This window comes from Streptomyces sp. NPDC056224 (genome assembly GCF_042267665.1).
Lineage (GTDB): Bacteria > Actinomycetota > Actinomycetes > Streptomycetales > Streptomycetaceae > Streptomyces.
The window spans coordinates 63,856-80,687 of sequence record NZ_JBHJTK010000006.1 but is presented as its reverse complement, the minus strand read 5'-3'; the positions used below and the strand labels follow the sequence as shown (position 1 = coordinate 80,687).

Annotated in this window: 18 protein-coding genes; 9 read left to right on the top strand and 9 right to left on the bottom strand. The window is 74.2% G+C overall.

The genetic code is table 11. The annotated features are described in order from the left end of the window. Positions 1–3: 3 nt before the first annotated feature. Both ACFCZ1_RS10930 and thpR read left to right on the top strand, forming a co-directional pair. The gene (locus ACFCZ1_RS10930; RefSeq protein WP_376678060.1) at positions 4–1,383 is read left to right on the top strand and encodes an MFS transporter; all 1,380 of its coding nucleotides are present in this window, start codon (positions 4–6) and stop codon (positions 1,381–1,383) included. Between the two features lie 607 nt (positions 1,384–1,990). Then, positions 1,991–2,560 carry an RNA 2',3'-cyclic phosphodiesterase gene (gene thpR, locus ACFCZ1_RS10925; protein ID WP_376678059.1) on the top strand — a complete coding sequence of 190 codons (570 nt, stop codon included), beginning with the start codon at positions 1,991–1,993 and terminating at the stop codon, positions 2,558–2,560. A 262-nt stretch (positions 2,561–2,822) separates the two neighbouring features. Here the strand turns inward: thpR and ACFCZ1_RS10920 are convergent, their stop codons facing one another. Beyond that, complete coding sequence (locus ACFCZ1_RS10920) at positions 2,823–3,206, bottom strand: VOC family protein (RefSeq protein ID WP_376678058.1); 384 nt, start codon at positions 3,204–3,206, stop codon at positions 2,823–2,825. 89 nt (positions 3,207–3,295) lie between these two features. Here ACFCZ1_RS10920 and ACFCZ1_RS10915 point away from each other — a divergent pair, with 89 nt between their 5' ends. Beyond that, positions 3,296–3,724: a MarR family winged helix-turn-helix transcriptional regulator gene (locus ACFCZ1_RS10915; protein ID WP_376678057.1), complete on the top strand. Its 429-nt coding sequence runs from the start codon at positions 3,296–3,298 to the stop codon at positions 3,722–3,724. Between the two features lie 161 nt (positions 3,725–3,885). On the opposite strand, the gene ACFCZ1_RS10910 is transcribed toward ACFCZ1_RS10915, so the two are convergent. Together ACFCZ1_RS10910 and ACFCZ1_RS10905 are read right to left on the bottom strand one after the other, a co-directional pair. Next, positions 3,886–4,875, bottom strand: a complete 990-nt coding sequence (locus ACFCZ1_RS10910; RefSeq protein ID WP_376678056.1) for an aldo/keto reductase — start codon at positions 4,873–4,875, stop codon at positions 3,886–3,888. A gap of 59 nt (positions 4,876–4,934) precedes the next feature. After that, positions 4,935–5,618, bottom strand: coding sequence for a GDSL-type esterase/lipase family protein (locus ACFCZ1_RS10905; RefSeq protein ID WP_376678055.1), 684 nt, complete (start codon positions 5,616–5,618; stop codon positions 4,935–4,937). Between the two features lie 76 nt (positions 5,619–5,694). Between ACFCZ1_RS10905 and ACFCZ1_RS10900 the strand changes: the two genes are divergently transcribed. Further along, entirely contained in the window at positions 5,695–6,693 is a 999-nt protein-coding gene (locus ACFCZ1_RS10900; RefSeq protein WP_376678054.1) for a WD40 repeat domain-containing protein, read from the top strand. 647 nt (positions 6,694–7,340) lie between these two features. Here ACFCZ1_RS10900 and ACFCZ1_RS10895 read toward each other — a convergent pair. From ACFCZ1_RS10895 to ACFCZ1_RS10885, 3 genes are all read right to left on the bottom strand, one after another. After that, positions 7,341–8,822 carry a flotillin family protein gene (locus ACFCZ1_RS10895; protein WP_376678053.1) on the bottom strand — a complete coding sequence of 494 codons (1,482 nt, stop codon included), beginning with the start codon at positions 8,820–8,822 and terminating at the stop codon, positions 7,341–7,343. Positions 8,823–8,949: 127 nt separating this feature from the next. Next, the gene (locus tag ACFCZ1_RS10890; protein WP_376678052.1) at positions 8,950–9,174 is read right to left on the bottom strand and encodes a hypothetical protein; all 225 of its coding nucleotides are present in this window, start codon (positions 9,172–9,174) and stop codon (positions 8,950–8,952) included. Positions 9,175–9,254: 80 nt separating this feature from the next. Next, on the bottom strand, positions 9,255–10,172 hold the full coding sequence (locus tag ACFCZ1_RS10885) for a DUF3027 domain-containing protein (RefSeq protein WP_376678051.1): 918 nt from the start codon (positions 10,170–10,172) through the stop codon (positions 9,255–9,257). A 339-nt stretch (positions 10,173–10,511) separates the two neighbouring features. On the opposite strand from ACFCZ1_RS10885, the gene ACFCZ1_RS10880 reads away from it, so the two are divergent. The 4 genes from ACFCZ1_RS10880 (at position 10,512) to ACFCZ1_RS10865 (ending at position 14,071) form a co-directional block, all read left to right on the top strand. Beyond that, a complete protein-coding gene (locus ACFCZ1_RS10880) occupies positions 10,512–11,894 on the top strand; it encodes an MFS transporter (RefSeq protein ID WP_376678050.1) in 1,383 nt (460 codons plus the stop codon). Between the two features lie 111 nt (positions 11,895–12,005). Beyond that, a complete protein-coding gene (locus ACFCZ1_RS10875; RefSeq protein WP_376678049.1) occupies positions 12,006–12,497 on the top strand; it encodes a DUF2771 domain-containing protein in 492 nt (163 codons plus the stop codon). Positions 12,498–12,510: 13 nt separating this feature from the next. After that, the gene (locus tag ACFCZ1_RS10870) at positions 12,511–13,233 is read left to right on the top strand and encodes a futalosine hydrolase (RefSeq protein WP_376678048.1); all 723 of its coding nucleotides are present in this window, start codon (positions 12,511–12,513) and stop codon (positions 13,231–13,233) included. Beyond that, positions 13,223–14,071: a 1,4-dihydroxy-6-naphthoate synthase gene (locus tag ACFCZ1_RS10865; RefSeq protein ID WP_376678047.1), complete on the top strand. Its 849-nt coding sequence runs from the start codon at positions 13,223–13,225 to the stop codon at positions 14,069–14,071. The genes ACFCZ1_RS10870 and ACFCZ1_RS10865 overlap by 11 nt, the downstream gene beginning before the upstream one ends. Before the next feature lie 92 nt (positions 14,072–14,163). Here the strand turns inward: ACFCZ1_RS10865 and ACFCZ1_RS10860 are convergent, their stop codons facing one another. Beyond that, complete coding sequence (locus ACFCZ1_RS10860; protein ID WP_322975534.1) at positions 14,164–14,547, bottom strand: cold-shock protein; 384 nt, start codon at positions 14,545–14,547, stop codon at positions 14,164–14,166. A 187-nt stretch (positions 14,548–14,734) separates the two neighbouring features. Here ACFCZ1_RS10860 and ACFCZ1_RS10855 point away from each other — a divergent pair, with 187 nt between their 5' ends. Then, positions 14,735–14,986 (top strand): hypothetical protein, encoded by a 252-nt coding sequence (locus ACFCZ1_RS10855; protein WP_376678046.1) that lies wholly within the window; start codon positions 14,735–14,737, stop codon positions 14,984–14,986. An 18-nt stretch (positions 14,987–15,004) separates the two neighbouring features. Here the strand turns inward: ACFCZ1_RS10855 and ACFCZ1_RS10850 are convergent, their stop codons facing one another. Then, complete coding sequence (locus ACFCZ1_RS10850) at positions 15,005–15,622, bottom strand: HAD family hydrolase (protein ID WP_376678045.1); 618 nt, start codon at positions 15,620–15,622, stop codon at positions 15,005–15,007. A 177-nt stretch (positions 15,623–15,799) separates the two neighbouring features. After that, complete coding sequence (locus ACFCZ1_RS10845) at positions 15,800–16,786, bottom strand: hypothetical protein (RefSeq protein WP_376678044.1); 987 nt, start codon at positions 16,784–16,786, stop codon at positions 15,800–15,802. Positions 16,787–16,832 lie beyond the last annotated feature (46 nt).

Genomic DNA, 16,832 nt, shown 5'->3' with positions numbered 1-16,832 from the left:
CTTTTGAGTACGGGAAACGGAGCAGACTCCGCACCCGGCCACATATCCACCCCCGCTGGGACACCGGCGGGCAACCCCGCGGGCAAGAGCCCAGCGGCACCTCCCGGCAGCGGCCGGGGGATGTTCAGCTCGCTGAAGATCCGGAACTACCGGCTCTTCGCGACCGGTCAGGCCGTCTCGAACACCGGCACCTGGATGCAGCGCATCGCGCAGGACTGGCTGGTCCTCTCCCTGACCGGCTCCGCGTCCGCCGTCGGCATCACCATCGCCCTGCAGTTCCTGCCGATGCTGATGTTCGGCCTCTACGGAGGCGTACTCGCCGACCGGCTGCCGAAGCGGCCCCTGCTGGTCGCCACACAGAGCGCGATGGGCCTGACGGGAATCGCCCTCGCCGCGCTGACCCTGGCGGGACACGTCCAGGTCTGGCACGTCTACCTCGCCGCGTTCCTGCTCGGCCTGGTCACCGTCGTGGACAACCCGGCGCGGCAGACCTTCGTCCCGGAGATGGTCGGCAAGGCGCAGCTCGCCAACGCCGTCAGCCTGAACTCGGCCAACTTCCAGTCCGCTCGGCTGGTCGGCCCGGCGATCGCCGGTGTACTGATCACCGCCGTCGGCTCCGGCTGGGCCTTCCTGCTGAACGGACTGTCCTTCGCCGCGCCCGTCGCCGGTCTCCTGATGATGCGCACGGCGGAACTGCACCCCGTCGAGCCCCGGCCCCGCGCCAAGGGGCAGCTCCGCGAAGGCCTGCACTACGTCGCCGGCCGGCCGGAGCTGATCTGGCCGATCGTGCTCGTGGGCTTCATCGGCACCTTCGGGTTCAACTTCCCCATCTGGCTGTCGGCGTTCGTGAGCGACGTCTTCCACGGGGACGCGGGCACCTACGGGCTGTTCAACACCCTGATCGCGGTCGGCTCCCTGGCGGGCGCCCTGCTCGCGGCCCGGCGCGGCCACTCCCGGCTGCGGCTGCTGGTGACGGCGGCCGTGCTCTTCTCGGGCCTGCTGCTCGTGACCGCCTTCGCACCCGGCTTCTGGCTGTTCGCCGCGCTGCTCGTACCGATCGGCGTCTTCGGCCTGACGGTCAACGTGACGGCGAACTCCAGCGTGCAGATGGCGACCGACCCCGAGATGCGGGGGCGGGTCATGGCCCTGTTCATGATGGTCTTCACCGGCGGCACCCCGCTCGGCGCCCCGCTGCTGGGCTGGATCACGGACACCTACGGCGCGCGGACCGGCATGGCCGCGGGCGGCGCGATCTCGCTGCTCGCCTCCGCGGCGATCGCGGTGGTCCTGGCCCGCGTGGGCAACCTGCGGCTGCGGGTGGACCGCCGCGGGGTGGCGTTCGTCCCGGCGGCGCGGGAGCGTGAGCTGGTCGCTGCCGCCTGACCCCGGGGGGCACCTGGGGCCCGGCCCGCGGGACTCCGTCCCAGACCCCGCACGCCCCGCACGCCCCGCACGCCGGCGGGGCCGGAGTCCGGCCGATGGCGCCCCACAGGGGTGCGCCGCGGGCGCCGGGGTGCCCGCAGGGCGGGGCCGGCCCCGGCGGCGGAGCCCCCGGCACCGGCGCCGCGGCCGACGGACGGCACGGCTACCGGCCAGCGGGTGCCGCGGCCGCAAGCCGCGGCCACAAGCCGTGGCCGGAGGGTTGCCGGGCGCGGCGTCCGGTGCGGTCCGACGACGCGTCGAAGCACAGTGCGGGGCTGCGACCCGGTGCTCTGCCCGTCACAGCACCAGGTCCTGTCGTCAAAGTGGCGTCGGTCAGGCCCGCGGCGTTCCCCCGGCTACCTCCCCCAGACGCCGTCCGGGTGGGACCCCCGGGGAGGGGCCTCCAGGTGCCGTGCATCGCAAGGCGGAGGGGCGCCCCGAGTACTGGACGTACTCGGGCGCCCCGACGACGCGGCGAGGCGCCGTGCCTGGGGGTACCTCCCAGCGGTAGCTGGGGGAGCGCCTCGGCCCGGTGGACCCTGCCCGTCACAGCACTAGGCTCGGCCGCATGAGACTGTTCGCCGCCGTCCTGCTGCCCGAAGAGGCCATGGCCGAGCTGCGGGACGCCGTACGCCCGCTGCGCGACAACCGGTTGAAGTGGACCGGCGAGCCCGGCTGGCACTTCACGCTCGCCTTCATGGGCGACGTACGGGACGAGGTGCTCCCCGACCTGCACGCCCGGCTCGCGCGCGCCGCGGCGCGCACCGAGCCGTTCGCGCTCCGCCTCCACGGCGCCGGGCACTTCGGCAACCGCTCGCTGTGGACGGGCGCCGCCGGCGACCTCGACGCGATGCGGCTGCTCGCGGAGCGGGCCGATGCCGCCGCCCGGCGGGCCGGGGTACCCATGGAGCAGCACCGCCGCTACACCCCGCACCTCACCCTGGGCCGGTCCCGGGACGACGCGGTCCGGCTGCGCCCCTACCTGGACGCCCTCGCGGGCTTCGAGGGCACGCCCTGGCGGGCCGACACCCTCAGCCTCGTCCGCAGCAACCTGCCCGTCAGCGGCGTCCCCGGCGAACAGCCGCGCTACGAGACCGTCGGCTCCTGGCCGCTGGGCCCCGGTTCCGACGCGGCCTGACCCGGCACGATCCTGGCTCCGACGGGCCCGGGGACGCCCGAGCGCGGGGACGCCCGAGCGCGGGGACACACGGCAGCCGGCCCTCCCGCACGGTGCGGACGCCCGTCTCGAAGCGGCGGGCCGACAGCAGCAGCCGTACCCGCCAGCCGCACCGCACCGCACCGCAAGGTGGGCGGGGGCGGAGCCCGCCGGGAAGCGCACGCCCGCCGAGGGGGAGAACGGCCCGCGCGGAGTGAGGGCGGTGGCGGTGGTGGCGTTCCGATCAGGCGTCGTGCGTGGTGATGGCGTAGCCCTCGGGCCCCGTGAAGGTGAACATCCTGCCGAACGGGCCGTCCTCGGGTGCCTTCACGATGGGGACCCCGGCGGCCCGGAGCCTGTCGTGCAGGCCCTGCGCGTCAGGGGTCCGGAACCACAGGGCGACGCCGAGACCGGGCCTCGCGGCGGCGTCGAGATCCACGCCCGGCAGCGGCTCGCGGACGGCGAACGGGATGGGTTCGGTGGCGAACACCACCGCGTGGGGCGGCGAGACGGGCGCCCGGCGCAGCCCCAGGTGGTTCTCGTAGAAGGCGGCGGCCGCTTCCACGTCGCGCACCTGCAAGGCGATGAAGTCCGGCCCGGTCACGGTGTCGGTGCTGGTGTCGGTCATGCGTACTCCTCGGTCCACGGCCGTCCCATGTCAGGACTTTGACATAGGGGAAGTTAGGCGTCACCGCGCCCGCATGTCAAACTCCTGACATGTATGACGACGTGACCGAGCGCCTGGGGTACCGCCTCAAGCGCGCCGCCGCCGCCCTGCGCGGCGCGATGGACAAGGCGCTGCGCGAGTACGGCCTGACCGTGCCGCAGTACGCCTGCCTCGAACTCCTCGACCAGCGCCCCGGGCTGTCCAACGCCGAGCTGGCCCGCGGCACCTTCGTCACGCGGCAGTCCATGAACGTCGTCCTGCGCGGACTGCAGGACGGCGGGCTGATCACCCGCCCGGCCACCACCGACCGCGGCCGCGCCCTGCCCGCCCACCTCACCGAGGAGGGCCACCGCCGTCTCGCGGCGGCGCGCTCCGCCGTCTACGCCATCGACCAGCGCATGTCCGAGGCCGTCCCGGAGCACCGCCTCACCGAGCTCCTCGCCGACCTCGACCGTATGGCGGCGGCGGTCGAGGGGTGAGAACGGCCACGGCCCCGCCCCTCCGTGCGAGGGGCGGGGCCGGTCGCGTTAGTCTCGACGCGTGGATCCCAAGACCAGAAACCGCGTGATGGCCGGTGTGCTCGTACTGATGTTCGTCGTGGTGGCCGTGGCCGCCGCCGTCGGCCAGTAGCCCGCCGCCGCTACCAGGCGAACGCCTCCGGCGACGGCCCGGGACCGGGGAAGACCTCGTCCAGGCCCGCCAGCAGCTCCTGCGACAGCTCCAGCTCGACCGCGCGCAGCGCCGAGTCGAGCTGCTCCTGTGTCCGCGGCCCGACGATCGGTCCCGTGACCCCGGGACGGGTCAGCAGCCAGGCCAGCGCCACCTCCCCCGGCTCCAGACCGTGCTTGTCCAGCAGGTCCTCGTACGCCTGCACCTGCGCGCGTACCGAGCTGCTGGACAGCGCGTCCGCCGAACGGCCCGAAGCGCTGCGCCCCGACTCGGCGGCCTTGCGGATGGCGCCGCCCAGCAGGCCCCCGTGCAGCGGGGACCACGGGATCACGCCGAGCCCGTACGCCTCGGCGGCCGGGATGACCTCCATCTCCGCGCGCCGCTCGGCGAGGTTGTAGAGGCACTGCTCGCTGACCAGCCCGAGCCGCCCGGTGCGGGCCGCGGTCTCGTTGGCCTGGGCGATCTTCCAGCCGGGGAAGTTCGAGGAACCCGCGTAGAGGATCTTGCCCTGCTGGACGAGGACCTCGACGGCCTGCCAGATCTCCTCGAAGGGGGTACGCCGGTCCACGTGGTGGAACTGGTAGAGGTCGATGTAGTCCGTCTGGAGCCGCTTGAGGCTGGCGTCGACGGCCCGCCGGATGTTCAGCGCCGACAGGCGGTCGTAGTTGGGCCAGGCCTCGCCCTCGGCGGCCATGCTGGCGTAGACCTTGGTGGCGAGCACCGTCTTCTCGCGCCGACGGCCGCCCTGGGCGAACCAGGTGCCGATGATCTCCTCGGTGCGGCCCTTGTTCTCACCCCACCCGTACACATTGGCCGTGTCGAAGAAGTTGATGCCCGCGTCCTGGGCGGAGTCCATGATCGAGTGGCTTTCGGGCTCCCCGGTCTGGGGGCCGAAGTTCATGGTGCCGAGTACAAGTCGGCTGACCTTGAGTCCGGTGCGTCCGAGCTGCGTGTACTTCATGGGGCACTAGCCAACTGCCTGGAGTGGACTCCAGGCAAGACCCCGCCGTGACGGGCGTGTTACAGCCCCCGGTACGGGCCCCCGATGCCCCAGGCCTGGTGGAGGACGGCCGCGAACTCCCCCGCCAGGCGGTGCTCGCCCGAGGCGTTGGGGTGGGTGCCGTCGTAGGTGTCGTGGTGGATGTCGTACGCCTGCGGGCGCGCTGCCAGCAGGATCGGCGAGGCGCCGGTGGTCAGATCGGCCACCGCCTTCGCCAGGAGCTCGTTGAAGCGGGCCACCTCGGCCGCGAACGGGGCGTCCTCCTCGGCCCGGACGTTCGGGATGACGGGGAGGAGGACCATCCGTACGGCCGGACGGGCCTCGCGCGCGGCCGCGATGAAGCGGCGGGCGTTGGCGGCGGTCTCGTCGGCCTTGGTGTAGAAGCCGAGGTCGATCAGGCCGAGGGAGACGAGCAGGACGTCGGCCCGGGCCTCGCGGACCGCGGGGCCGATCAGCGGGGCCATGTGCTGCCAGCCCTCGCCCCAGCCGGCCAGGTGGCGGCGGGCGTCCGCGGGGAAGTCCGGGTCGGCGTACTCGTGGCTGGTGGGCGCGTCGGTGGAGGTGTCGTACAGCTCGCTGCGCGGGCCGACGATCGAGCAGGGGCCGCCGAGGGTCGCACCCAGGTGCTGCCACATCCGGTAGCGCCAGGTGTAGTCGCCGGCGCGTCCGATGGTCATGGAGTCGCCGACGAACATGAAACGCATCCGGTCATCATCGCGGATCGCGCGACAGGAGCATCTGTGATGCCGGACACGCGGCACGGCCTGGCAGGCTTGGGGGATGCGCCTGCTGCCGGTCCTGTCCGCCTCCGCCGCCCTCGCTCTCGCCCTGCTGCCGACGGCGGCCCTCGCGGCGGGGGGCTCCGGGGCGTCGTCGTTCACGATCAGCGATCCGCGGATCAAGGAATCGAGCGGGCTGGCGGCCAGCCGGATCCACCCCGGCGTGTACTGGACGCACAACGACAGCGACGACGGCCCGTACGTCTACGCGGTGGACTCGGCGACCGGCAGGACGGTGGCCCGGGTCACGCTGACCGGCATCGGCAGGCCCCGCGACGTCGAGGCGATCTCGCTGGGGCCGGACGGGCAGTTGTACGTCGGTGACATCGGGGACAACCGGGACGGCACCTGGGACCACGTGTGGATCTACCGGTTCCCGGAGCCGAAGGAGCTGGGCGACACCACGGTCAAGGCCGCGCAGTTCACGGTGCGGTACGCGGACGGGCCGCGGAACGCTGAGGCCCTGATGGTGCATCCGGTGACGGGCCGGGTGTACATCGCGAGCAAGAACGAGAGCAAGGGCGGCCTCTACGAGGGTCCGGAGCAGCTGTCGGCGAGCGGGACGAACGTGTTCCGGCGGGTCGCGGACGTGCCGTGGGTGACGGACGGGGCCTTCTCCCCCGACGGGAGCCGTCTGGCCCTGCGGGGCTATTTCACGGCGCGTGCGTACCCCTGGAAGGACGGCCGGCCGGAGGGCGCGGGCGAGCGGGTGGACGCGCCGTGGCAGGGACAGGCGGAGTCGGTGACGTACGCGGCGGACGGGTCGGCGCTGATGTTCGGCTCGGAGGGTGCCGACAGCCGTGTCATCGCGGTCCCGCTGACCGCGGCGGCTCCCTCCGCCTCCGCCTCCCCTTCGCCGCAGCCCGGCGCCCCCGCGGAGAAGGCCCCTTCCCCGGAGCCGCCCGGCAGCTTCACCAAGGGAGCCCTCGTCCTGGCGGTCGCCCTGGCCCTGACCCTCGCCGCGAAGCGCCTCTTCCGCCGCCGCGGCCCGGCGAAGTAGCCCTGCCGGGCAGCCTGCCGGTTCCCGGCGCGGCGCGCACCACGCCCGCCCGCCTGTCCGACCCGACCCCGGGCCGCTGCCCGGCCACCAGGACACCGCAGGGGCGCTGCACCACGCCCGCCCGCGGCCCGGCCGCTGGGACCTCCGCGGGACTGCTGCTCCGCGCCCGCCTCCGACCCGACCCCCGGGCCGCTGCCCGGCCACCGGGGCCGCGGCGCAGTCCCCGCCCCCGGTCCGACCCGACCCCCGGGAACTGCGGCCCGGCCGCCAGGACACCGCAGGAGCGCTGCACCACGCCCGCCCGCGGCCCGGCCGCTGGGACGGACCGCGACCCGGCTTCCCCCGAGCCGCTGCCCGGCCGCCAGGACACCGCAGAGGTGCTGCACCACGCCCGCCTGCGTCCGGGCCGCCGGGACCGCGACCCGGCCGCCGGGGCCGCGGCGCAGTGCCCGCCCCGCGCCCGAAGCGCCGACGGGGCCGGAATTGCCCCGTGGGCAATTCCAGCCCGGGCGCGGGGTTGCGCTGCGCGCCCTGTCGGGCAGCCGCCCGGCACGGCCCCGCCCGGGGCACCCCGGCGGCAGCCGGGGAGTTCGCGGGGCGGGGTCCGGGGGGCGGGGGCAGGGCCCCGGCAGCGGCGGCGCGGCGGGTCACTCCTCCCGGATCGGGATGCGGCCGTTCAGCGGACCGCTCGGCGCGGAGCCGTCCGCGGCCGCGGGACCGGCGGGGCCGGGGGTCTGCTGGGACATCGACGCCAGCAGCTGGCGGGCCACGCCCAGACCCGTGCCGCCCATCGTCAGCGCCTTCGCGAACATCTCCGACATGCCCTCCGCCCCGTTGAGCAGGACCATGTGCTCCACGTTCCCGAAGGCCCCCGCGCCCGCCTCCACGATCGCCGGCCAGTTCTCGGCCAGCTGCTGCGCGACGACCGCCTCCTGGTTCTCCGCCAGGGCCGCCGCCCGTGCCTTGATCGCCTCCGCCTCGGCGAGACCCTTCGCCTTCGCCGACGCGGCTTCCGCGAGACCCCGCGCCTGCGTGGCCGCCGCCTCCGCCTCACCCGTGGCCCTGGTCGCGGTCGCCGCCGCGAGACCCCGGGCCTCCGTGGCCTTGGCGTCGGCCGCGGCCGCCGTCGTCACCCGCGTGGCCTCCGCGGCGGCCGCCAGCTCCGTCTCCTTCGCCTTGGCCTGCGCCGCCGAGATCCGGGCGTCGCGCTCGGCCTCCGCCCGGGTCCGCGTCTCGTACGCCGCCGCGTCCGCGGGCTTGCGCACGTCCGCCTGCAGCTGCTGCTCGCGCCGGTGCGCCTCCAGCTCCGCGACCCGGGTCTCCTGCACGACGACCTCCTGCCGCGCGGCCGCCTCCGACAGCGGGCCCGCCTGCCGGGCCGTCGCCGCGGCCTTGTCCCGCTCGGCCTGGTAGCCGGCCTGGAGGATCTCGCTGTCGCGGGTGGCCTCCGACATCCGGGCGAACGCGGCCTGTTCGGCCTCGGTCGCCAGCCGGTTCGCCTCCGCCTGCGCGATCCGCGCGTCCCGCTGCACGGCGGCGGCGTGCGGCATCGCCAGGTTCTTGATGTAGCCCGTCGGGTCCTCGATCTCGTGGATCTGGAGCGAGTCGACGATCAGGCCCAGCTTCTCCATCTCGGTACCGCAGGCCGCCCGGGTCTGCCCGGTGAGCTTCTCCCGGTCCCGGATCATGTCCTCGACCGTCAACCCGCCCACGATGGACCGGAGATGGCCGGCGAAGACGATGTGCACCCGCTCGGGCATCATCTTCTGCTGGTCCAGGAAGCGGCGCGCGGCATTGGCGATGGACACGAAGTCGTCGCCGATCTTGAAGATCACCACGCCCTTGACCCGCAGCGGGATGCCCTGGTGGGTCACGCAGTCCACGTTCAGCTGCGTCTCGTTGAGGTCCAGCGACAGTTTCCGCACCGCCTGCACCCCGGGCAGGACCAGCGTCCCGCGCCCGGTGACGATCCGGAACCCCATCCCCTCGCCGATGCCCTCGGTCTTGTGCGCCGACCCGGAGATGACGAGCGCCTCGTTGGGTTCGGCCACCCGCCACATGAGCTTGAACAGGCCGATCAGAGCCAGAATTGCGGCGAGAACGATTCCCGCCACGACGCCGATAGCCATCGGCAACGCCCCCTTATCGCGGTGCCGTTCGACACCGACGAGGGCGAGTCTGCGCCTGCCCGGCGCCGGCGGGAAGACGCGCGGGACGTCTTGTCGCCATCTTGATACGCACAGGTCGCGCGGGGGCTCAGTTGTCGTAGGCCGCCATCACGTACACCGTGCGCGGCGGCAGGTACTCGACCACCGTCACCACCGTCCCGACGGCCAGCCGGCCGGTGCCCTGGACGGGGTAGGCGAGGAAGTGCTCGGCCCCGCCCCGGATCCGTACGATCACCTCGCCGACCAGCCCCGGCCCGACGGTCCCGGTCACCCGCCCGGGCATCCCCACCATGTCCACGTCGTCGTCCCCCATGGCCCGAGGGTACGCCGCCGCACCGGCCGGCCGGGGCTCCGCGGGGGAGTCCGGCGCGCGGCGCGGAGGCCTACGGAGGCCTACGAGTGGCCCAGGTCCGCGGCGGGGAGGTCCGAGACCGGGACCGAGCCGGTGTCGGGGGCCGGGCGCAGGAGGAACTCGTCCGAGGCCATCGAGTCGAGCACCGGCGGAGCCGGCCGCAGCGGAGCCGGCATGACCGCGGCCTCCGAGTGCCCGCCGCAGCCGTACGACAGGGAGACCAGCCGGCCGTCGGCCGGGCTGAACTCGTTCGCGCAGACACCGAAGGCCTGGCCCAGCGAGCCGCCGATCGCGACCAGGAAGCCGCAGGAGACGCACGACGCGGGCGCCGCCTGCGCCATCGGGGTCTTCCCGCCGAACGACTCGTCCCAGCGGTCGGCCGCGGTGTGCAGCCCGTACCGCGACAGCACGCGGGCGCGCCGCATGCCCAGTTCCTCGGCGACCGAGGTGATGGAGCCGCGCACCGGGACCACCATGCGGTCGGTGACGTCGGCGTCCTCCGCCTCGACCAGTTCGGCCATCTCGGTGGAGACCACCGAGTTCGGCGGCGGGGCGTCCTCGCCCGACCAGCCCGGCTCCAGGCGCAGGTCGTCGGAGTCGGTGGGCAGCAGGTCGCCCGGGCCCATGTCGCCGGGGCGCAGCCGCTCGCTCCACGGCACCCATTCGGGGGCCAGGAGGGCGTCGTCGCCGGGCAGGAGCACCGTCTCGTCGAGGGTGACGTTCTTCGCGCGGGAGGCCCGGGTCACGGTGACGGCCCAGCGCCAGCCCCGGTAGCCCGGTTCCTTGGACTCGAAGAAGTGCGTGACGACCCGGTCACCCTCCGCCACGGCGGAGACGTGCGCGCCCACCACTCCGGGGAAGGCGGCCTCCTCGGCCGCCGCTCGGGCGAGTTCTACCGCCTCGACGCACAGACGGTCGGGGGTACGCGGGGTACGGCTTCGCGTCGTCGCAGCACTCACTGGTCTCGTTCTCTCCTACGCCGTCTCACGAGTGCGCCGTCCGTACTGTCGTCCACAACGACCCGTCGGTCCTGTCCGTACGTGGAGCGGGCGGAGCGGACCAGAGGGCCGCGTCGACGTCCGCACCCGATCGGACTCCGGGCGCACCTTTATGCGATCCATTCTGCGGGATCGCGAAGAGGCGCGCGGCCAAGAGCAACCGCCGGTGGCGCGCTACGCACGCTACCTCCTCCGAAGCCTTGGGCCCACATGCAAGGTCCGATTCGCGGACAAGCCCGTGGGTTAAGGCGCGGGTGAAGGCGCGTCCGCGACGCGCCGGGAGGGGTCCGGGAGGGCCCGGTGGGGCACTATGGCCAGGTGGCACCCGTACGGTCGTCCGGCGACGGCTCGGGACCGGCCAGGCGGGCCGGCCGGGCCCTGGGGCGTGCCCTGCACCTGCCGATCACCGGTACGGCGCGCGGCATCCGGCGTGTCACGCACGCGCACGGGGCGGGTGAATCGGGCCTCGGCAAGCTGATCGAGCTGCACGCCATCAACGGCGCCGGCGATGTGATGATCACGGTGGCGCTGGCCTCGACGGTGTTCTTCTCCGTACCCACGGACGAGGCACGCGGCCGGGTGGCCCTGTACCTGGGGATCACGATGCTCCCCTTCACCCTGCTGGCCCCGGTGATCGGGCCGCTGCTGGACCGGCTGCCGCACGGGCGGCGGGCGGCGATGGCGGCCGCGATGCTGGCCCGGGCCCTGCTGGCGCTGATGATGTCGGGCGCGGTCGCCACGGGCGGACTGGAGCTGTATCCGGCGGCCCTGGGGGTGCTGGTGGCGTCCAAGTCGTACGGAGTGGTGCGCAGCGCCGTGGTTCCGCGCCTCCTCCCGCACGGGTTCCCCCTCGTGAAGGCGAACTCCCGGGTCACGCTGGCCGGCCTGCTGGCCACGGGCGCGGCGGCGCCGGTGGGCGCCGCGCTGCACCTGATCGGGCCGGAGTGGCCGCTGTACGGGGCCTGCGTGATCTTCGTCTGGGGCACCTTCGCGGCGTTCACGCTGCCGCACAAGGTGGACGAGGCCAAGGGCGAGCGGCGGGCCCGGCTCTCCACGCACGAGGCGCACTCGAAGCGGCCGGGGCTGCGGACGGTCAGCCGCTCGGTCCTGTGCGGCCTGCTGGCGAACGCCTCGATGCGCGCGCTGTCCGGCTTCCTGATCTTCTTCCTGGCGTTCCTGCTGCGGGTGCATCCGCTGGCGGGACAGAGCGCGGCGGTGTCACTGGGGATCGTGGGCGTCTCGGCGGGCGTCGGGAACGCGTGCGGCACGGCGGTGGGTGCGTGGCTGCGGGCCAGGGCGCCCGAGGCGATCATCGCTGCGGTACTGAGCCTGACCCTGGTGGTCGCGATCCTGGCGGCGGCCTTCTTCAGCGGTCTCCTCGTCGCCGTGCTGGCCGCCACGGCGGGCTTCTGCCAGGCGCTGGCGAAGCTGTCGCTGGACGCGATGATCCAGCGGGACGTCCCGGAGTCGGTCCGCACCTCCGCCTTCGCCCGGTCGGAGACGCTGCTCCAGGTGGCGTGGGTGCTGGGCGGCGCGATCGGCATCGTCCTGCCGCTGAACGGCGCCCTGGGCATGTCGGTGGCGGCGGCCATGGTCGCCCTGGGCACCACGATGGCCTTCCGCGGCCTCGTGGGAGCCCCCCGCCACCACCACCCGGGCGCCTCCCGCCCGCGGGTGGCCTGAAGTCCGGGGGCGGGGCCGGGGCACCGGCGCCGCACCGGGAGACCCGCGCCACAGCAGGTCAGTGGTACCCCATGCAGCGGCGCGGCCCGGCGGCCCGATAGCCTTCGGCTCATGACCGCACCGCTTATCCCGGGTAGGGCCCGCCGCAGCGTCGCGGCCCTCGGAGCCGTTTCCGCCGGCTTCCTCCTCCTCTCCGCATGCGGGGACAAGCCGACGCCCCTGGCCACCGTGACGGTCGGCACCTCGTCGGTGTCCGCCGAGGCCGCCTGCCAAGAAGGCAAGGAGCCGCTCACGATGGAGAAGCTCCAGGAGTGCCTCACCGAGGCGAAGGCCGCCAAGACCATCGAGTACGGGCGGGGTGACACCCTGCGCCTCGGGGTCGAGCCCGAGGTCGTCGAGGGCGGCAAGAAGTGGCAGGCGGTCCTGGACGGCCAGCAGATCACCGAGCCGTCCGAGAACACCTACCGCAGCTTCCCGGGCGCCGACGTCTTCGCCACCGGTGGCCAGGGCGAGGCCCCCGCCTCGAAGAAGCTGGCCTTCGTCCAGCTCGGCGAGGACGGCAAGCCGCTCTCCGTCTGGACCATCAACCTCAAGCTCAAGTAACCGGACGGCGCCGGTGCGCGTGCTCGTCGTGACCGCGGTGGCGGCGGAGGCCGACTCCGTCGCTGCCGGTCTGTCCCCTCATCCGGACGCCCCCGGTCCCGAACCGCGCACCCTGGCCGGGGGCTACCGCGTCACCCGGCGGGACCTTCCGGGCGTCGCCTTCGACGTGCTCGTCGGGGGCGTCGGTCCGGCGGCGGCCGCCGCCGGCACCGCCACCGCCCTGGTCCTCGCCGACTACGCGCTCGTCGTCTCCGCGGGGATCGGCGGCGGGTTCCAGCCCGCCGCACCGCCCGGCTCCCTCGTGGTCGCGGACGCGATCGTCGCCGCCGACCTGGGCGCCGAGACCGCCGACGGCTTCCTGGACGTGCGGGCGCTCGGCTTCGGGCACAGCGTGCACCTGCCGCCGCCCGAGCTCGCCGCCCGCGCCGCCGAGGCGACCGGGGCGCTGCTCGCGCCCGTGCTGACCGTCTCCACCGTCACCGGGACCGCCGCCCGGGCCGCCGAGCTCTCCGCCCGGCACCCGATGGCCGGGGCCGAGGCCATGGAGGGCTTCGGGGTCGCGGAGGCGGCCGCCGCGCACGGGCTGCCCGTACTGGAGATCCGCGCCGTGTCCAACGCCGTGGGCCCGCGTGACCGTGCCGCCTGGCGGATCGGGGACGCGTTGGCCGCCCTCGCCGACGGCTTCCGCACGCTGGGGCCCGTACTCGCGAACTGGGGAGAACGCCATGAGCGGTAACGCCGTGAAGATCGCCTACTCGCCGTGCCCGAACGACACCTTCGTCTTCGATGCCTGGGCGCACGGCCGCGTCCCGGGCGCGCCCGCGCTCGACGTCACCTTCGCCGACATCGACATCACCAACGGCATGGCCGAGCGCGGTGAGCTGGACGTGCTGAAGGTGTCGTACGCCGTGCTGCCGTGGGTGCTGGAGGAGTACGCGCTGCTGCCCTGCGGCGGCGCCCTGGGGCGCGGCTGCGGCCCGCTGGTGCTCACCCGTGAGCCGGACGTGGACCTCGCCGGGAAGACGGTGGCCGTGCCCGGCGAACGCTCGACCGCCTACCTGCTGTTCCGGCTGTGGGCGGCGGACGTGCTCCCGGACGGGGTCGGCAAGGTCGTCGTGCTGCCGTTCAACGAGATCATGCCAGCGGTGCGCGACGGCCGGGTGGACGCCGGACTGGTCATCCACGAGGCCCGGTTCACCTATCAGGACTACGGGCTGCACTGCCTGGCCGACATGGGCGAGCACTGGGAGTCCACGACCGGCCTGCCCATCCCGCTCGGCGCGATCATCGCCAAGCGCTCGCTGGGCGAGCGGCGGCTGCGCGCGCTCGCCGAGTCCGCCCGTACGTCGGTGCGGATGGCCTGGGACGACCCGGAGGCGTCCCGGCCGTACGTACGCGCCCACGCCCAGGAGCTGGACCCGGCCGTCGCCGACCAGCACATCGGGCTCTACGTCAACGAGTTCACCGCCGCCCTCGGCGACGACGGGTACGCGGCCGTGCGCGGACTGCTGACGAGGGCGGCGGCCGAGGGTCTGGTACCGGCCATTTCGCCCGGCGCGCTGGCCTTCCCCTAGCCCCCCTTGCCCCCGGAAGGCCCGACGGGGCCCTCGGTACGACGGTGCCCCGCCACTCGCAAGAGTGGCGGGGCACCGGACTTCCCGGGGGGTCAGACGTCGAGCTGGTCGGCCACCGCGCGCAGCAGACCGGCGATCTTCGTACCGTGCACCTTGTCCGGGTAGCGGCCGCGCTCCAGCATCGGGGTGATGTTCTCCAGCAGGGTCGTGAGGTCCTGCACGATCGAGGCGAGCTCGTCGGGCTTGCGGCGCTGCGCCGCCGCGACGGACGGCGCCGGGTCCAGTACCGTCACCGAAAGTGCCTGGTCACCGCGTTGTCCGGCCACGACACCGAACTCGACGCGCTGGCCGGGCTTGAGGGAGTCGACCCCGGCAGGGAGCACCGACGAGTGGACGAAGACGTCGCCGCCGTCGTCGCGGGAGAGAAAGCCGAAGCCCTTCTCGCTGTTGAACCATTTGACCTTGCCGGTAGGCACGTCCGTCCTCTGTCCTTGTGCTCGTCGGGGTCCGGAACGCCGCGGAACGGCTCCGGATAACAGCGCAGCGGGCCATGGATGACCCGCCGCTTCAAGGCTAATGGCCGGGAGCCGGGTGACAAGACGTTCCCCGGTCCTTCGCGGGCGGCCGCTTCGGCCGCTCCGGCCTGGGAACTACCCTGGTCGGGTGACTGTTACTCCTCATTCCGACGAAGCACGGCCCGGCGACGCACTGGTGAAGACCGGCGGCATCGTGTTCATCGTGGGCGCCGTGGCCACCCTCGCGACGATGGCCCCGCTGTTCCTCGACGTCGAGCCGTTCCCGTCGTACGCGTGGGCCGTGTGCATGCTGATGGGCGTCGGCTTCGCCATCTCCGCGGCGGGCGTGCTCCGGTCGGCCGCGGCGCAGCGCAGGGCGGCCCGGGCCTCGCAGGCCTGACCCGGGCCGGGACGGCCCTCAGACCGGCTGCGCGGCGACGTACTGCGCGAGCCACCCCGGCAGCGCGGTGAGGTCCGGGAGCACCACGTCCGCGCCCGCCGCCCGCAGTTCCGGCTCGGGGCACGGGCCGGTCGGCACGACCACGGACAGCGCCCCGGCCGTGCGGGCCCCGCGTACGTCGCCCACGTGGTCACCGACGTAGACCTGCGCCCCGTACTCGCGCAGCGCCCCGGCCTTGGCCTCCGCCCAGAGCCAGCCGACGACGGCGTCGGGCTCGATGCCCAGGTGCTCCAGGTGCAGCCGGGCGTTGGGCTCGTGCTTGGCCGTGACGACGATCGCGCGGCCGCCGAGCGCCCGGACGGCCTCGATCGCCTCGCGCGCGCCCGGCATCGCCGGGGTCGGCCCGATGGCGTGCGTGGGATAGATCTCGCGGTAGCGGTCCGCCATGGCCGGGATCTCGGCCTGCGGGAACCAGTGCGCGAGCTCCTCGTCCAGCGGCGGCCCGAGCCGCGTGACCGCCTCGTCGGCGTCGATGAACGTACCCGTCTCGGCCGAAAGTGCCAGGTAGGCCGCCCTGATGCCCGGGCGCGAATCGATCAGGGTCATGTCGAGGTCGAAGCCGACGGTGAGGTTCATACCCGCCATTGTGCCGAGGCGGGCGTACAGCGGGCCGACGCCGGGCTTACGGCAGGGGAACGTACGCGCGGCCCCCGGCGCCGTCGAACCGCGGTGAGGGACGGGCCGGCCGAGACCGGCGGACGGCGGACGGCGGACGGCGGACGGCGGACGGCGGACGGGACGCGGCGGGGCCCGTCAACGGCGGCGGGCCCGCCACACCAGGTAGAGGACGGACGCCAGCGCCGCGCCCCGCAGCAGCCACGGCCACATCCCGTGCAGCACCCCGCTCACCTGGTCCTCGGCCAGGGTCTCGCCCCACTTCTCGTTCATCCGGCCCCACAGCCACACCAGCGCCCCCGCCAGCACCACGCCGGGCGGGCCGAAGACGGCCCACTTGCGCTCGGCGGGCCGCAGCACGCGGGAGGCGTACGGCAGCAGCCAGCCGACGACGAGCAGCAGCCAGTACCCGGTGACCACTCCGGCGAGGAGGAAGGCCGCGGCCACCATCAGGAACGCGTTCGGCCGGGGCCGGGGCGCGACGGCCGCCGCGGCTTCCGGCCCGGCGGCCTCCGCCGCCGCTCCCTTCCTCGCGCGCCGCCGCTCGCGCAGGAACCGTACGAGGCTCTTCGCGCGCCCCCGCGCCGGGCCGGGCGGCGGCGCCGACTGCTCCTCGTCCTCCTCCGGGGCGTCCTTGAACGGCTCCGGGAACTCGATCCCGCCCGCGAAGCCGTCGACCTGCGGGCCCCCGCCGTACCCGCCCGGGCCGACCCGCCACCAGTCGGGCTCCGCCCCGCCGGAAGCGCCGAGTTCGTCCAGACCGGCCAGGTGCGGCGGCACGTTCCGCGGCTCCGCCTCCTCGCGCGGAGGCGGCACCCGCTTGCGGCCCAGTCGGCCCGGACCCCGCTGGGTGGGCACCGCCGGGACCGGATCCGGAACCGCCCGGGAGGGTTCCGGCAGCGCGCCGACGGTGTCCAGCACCTCCTCCGGCGTGCCGATCCGCTGCAGGATGGCCCGGACCGCGGCCGGCGTCTCCGGGTCGTACTTGGCGCGCCGACGGTCGATCTCGTCCCGCAGCCCCGCCACCAGCCGCATCCGGTCGCCGGAGGAAAGCTGCCGCCGCTGCGCCAAGTCCCCGACACGGCTCAGATATTCGTAGACCAACTGGTCGCTTTCGATCCCCACGCCCCGGCTCCTCCCGTACCTCCCCCACTTCGTGGGGGGACCCCCA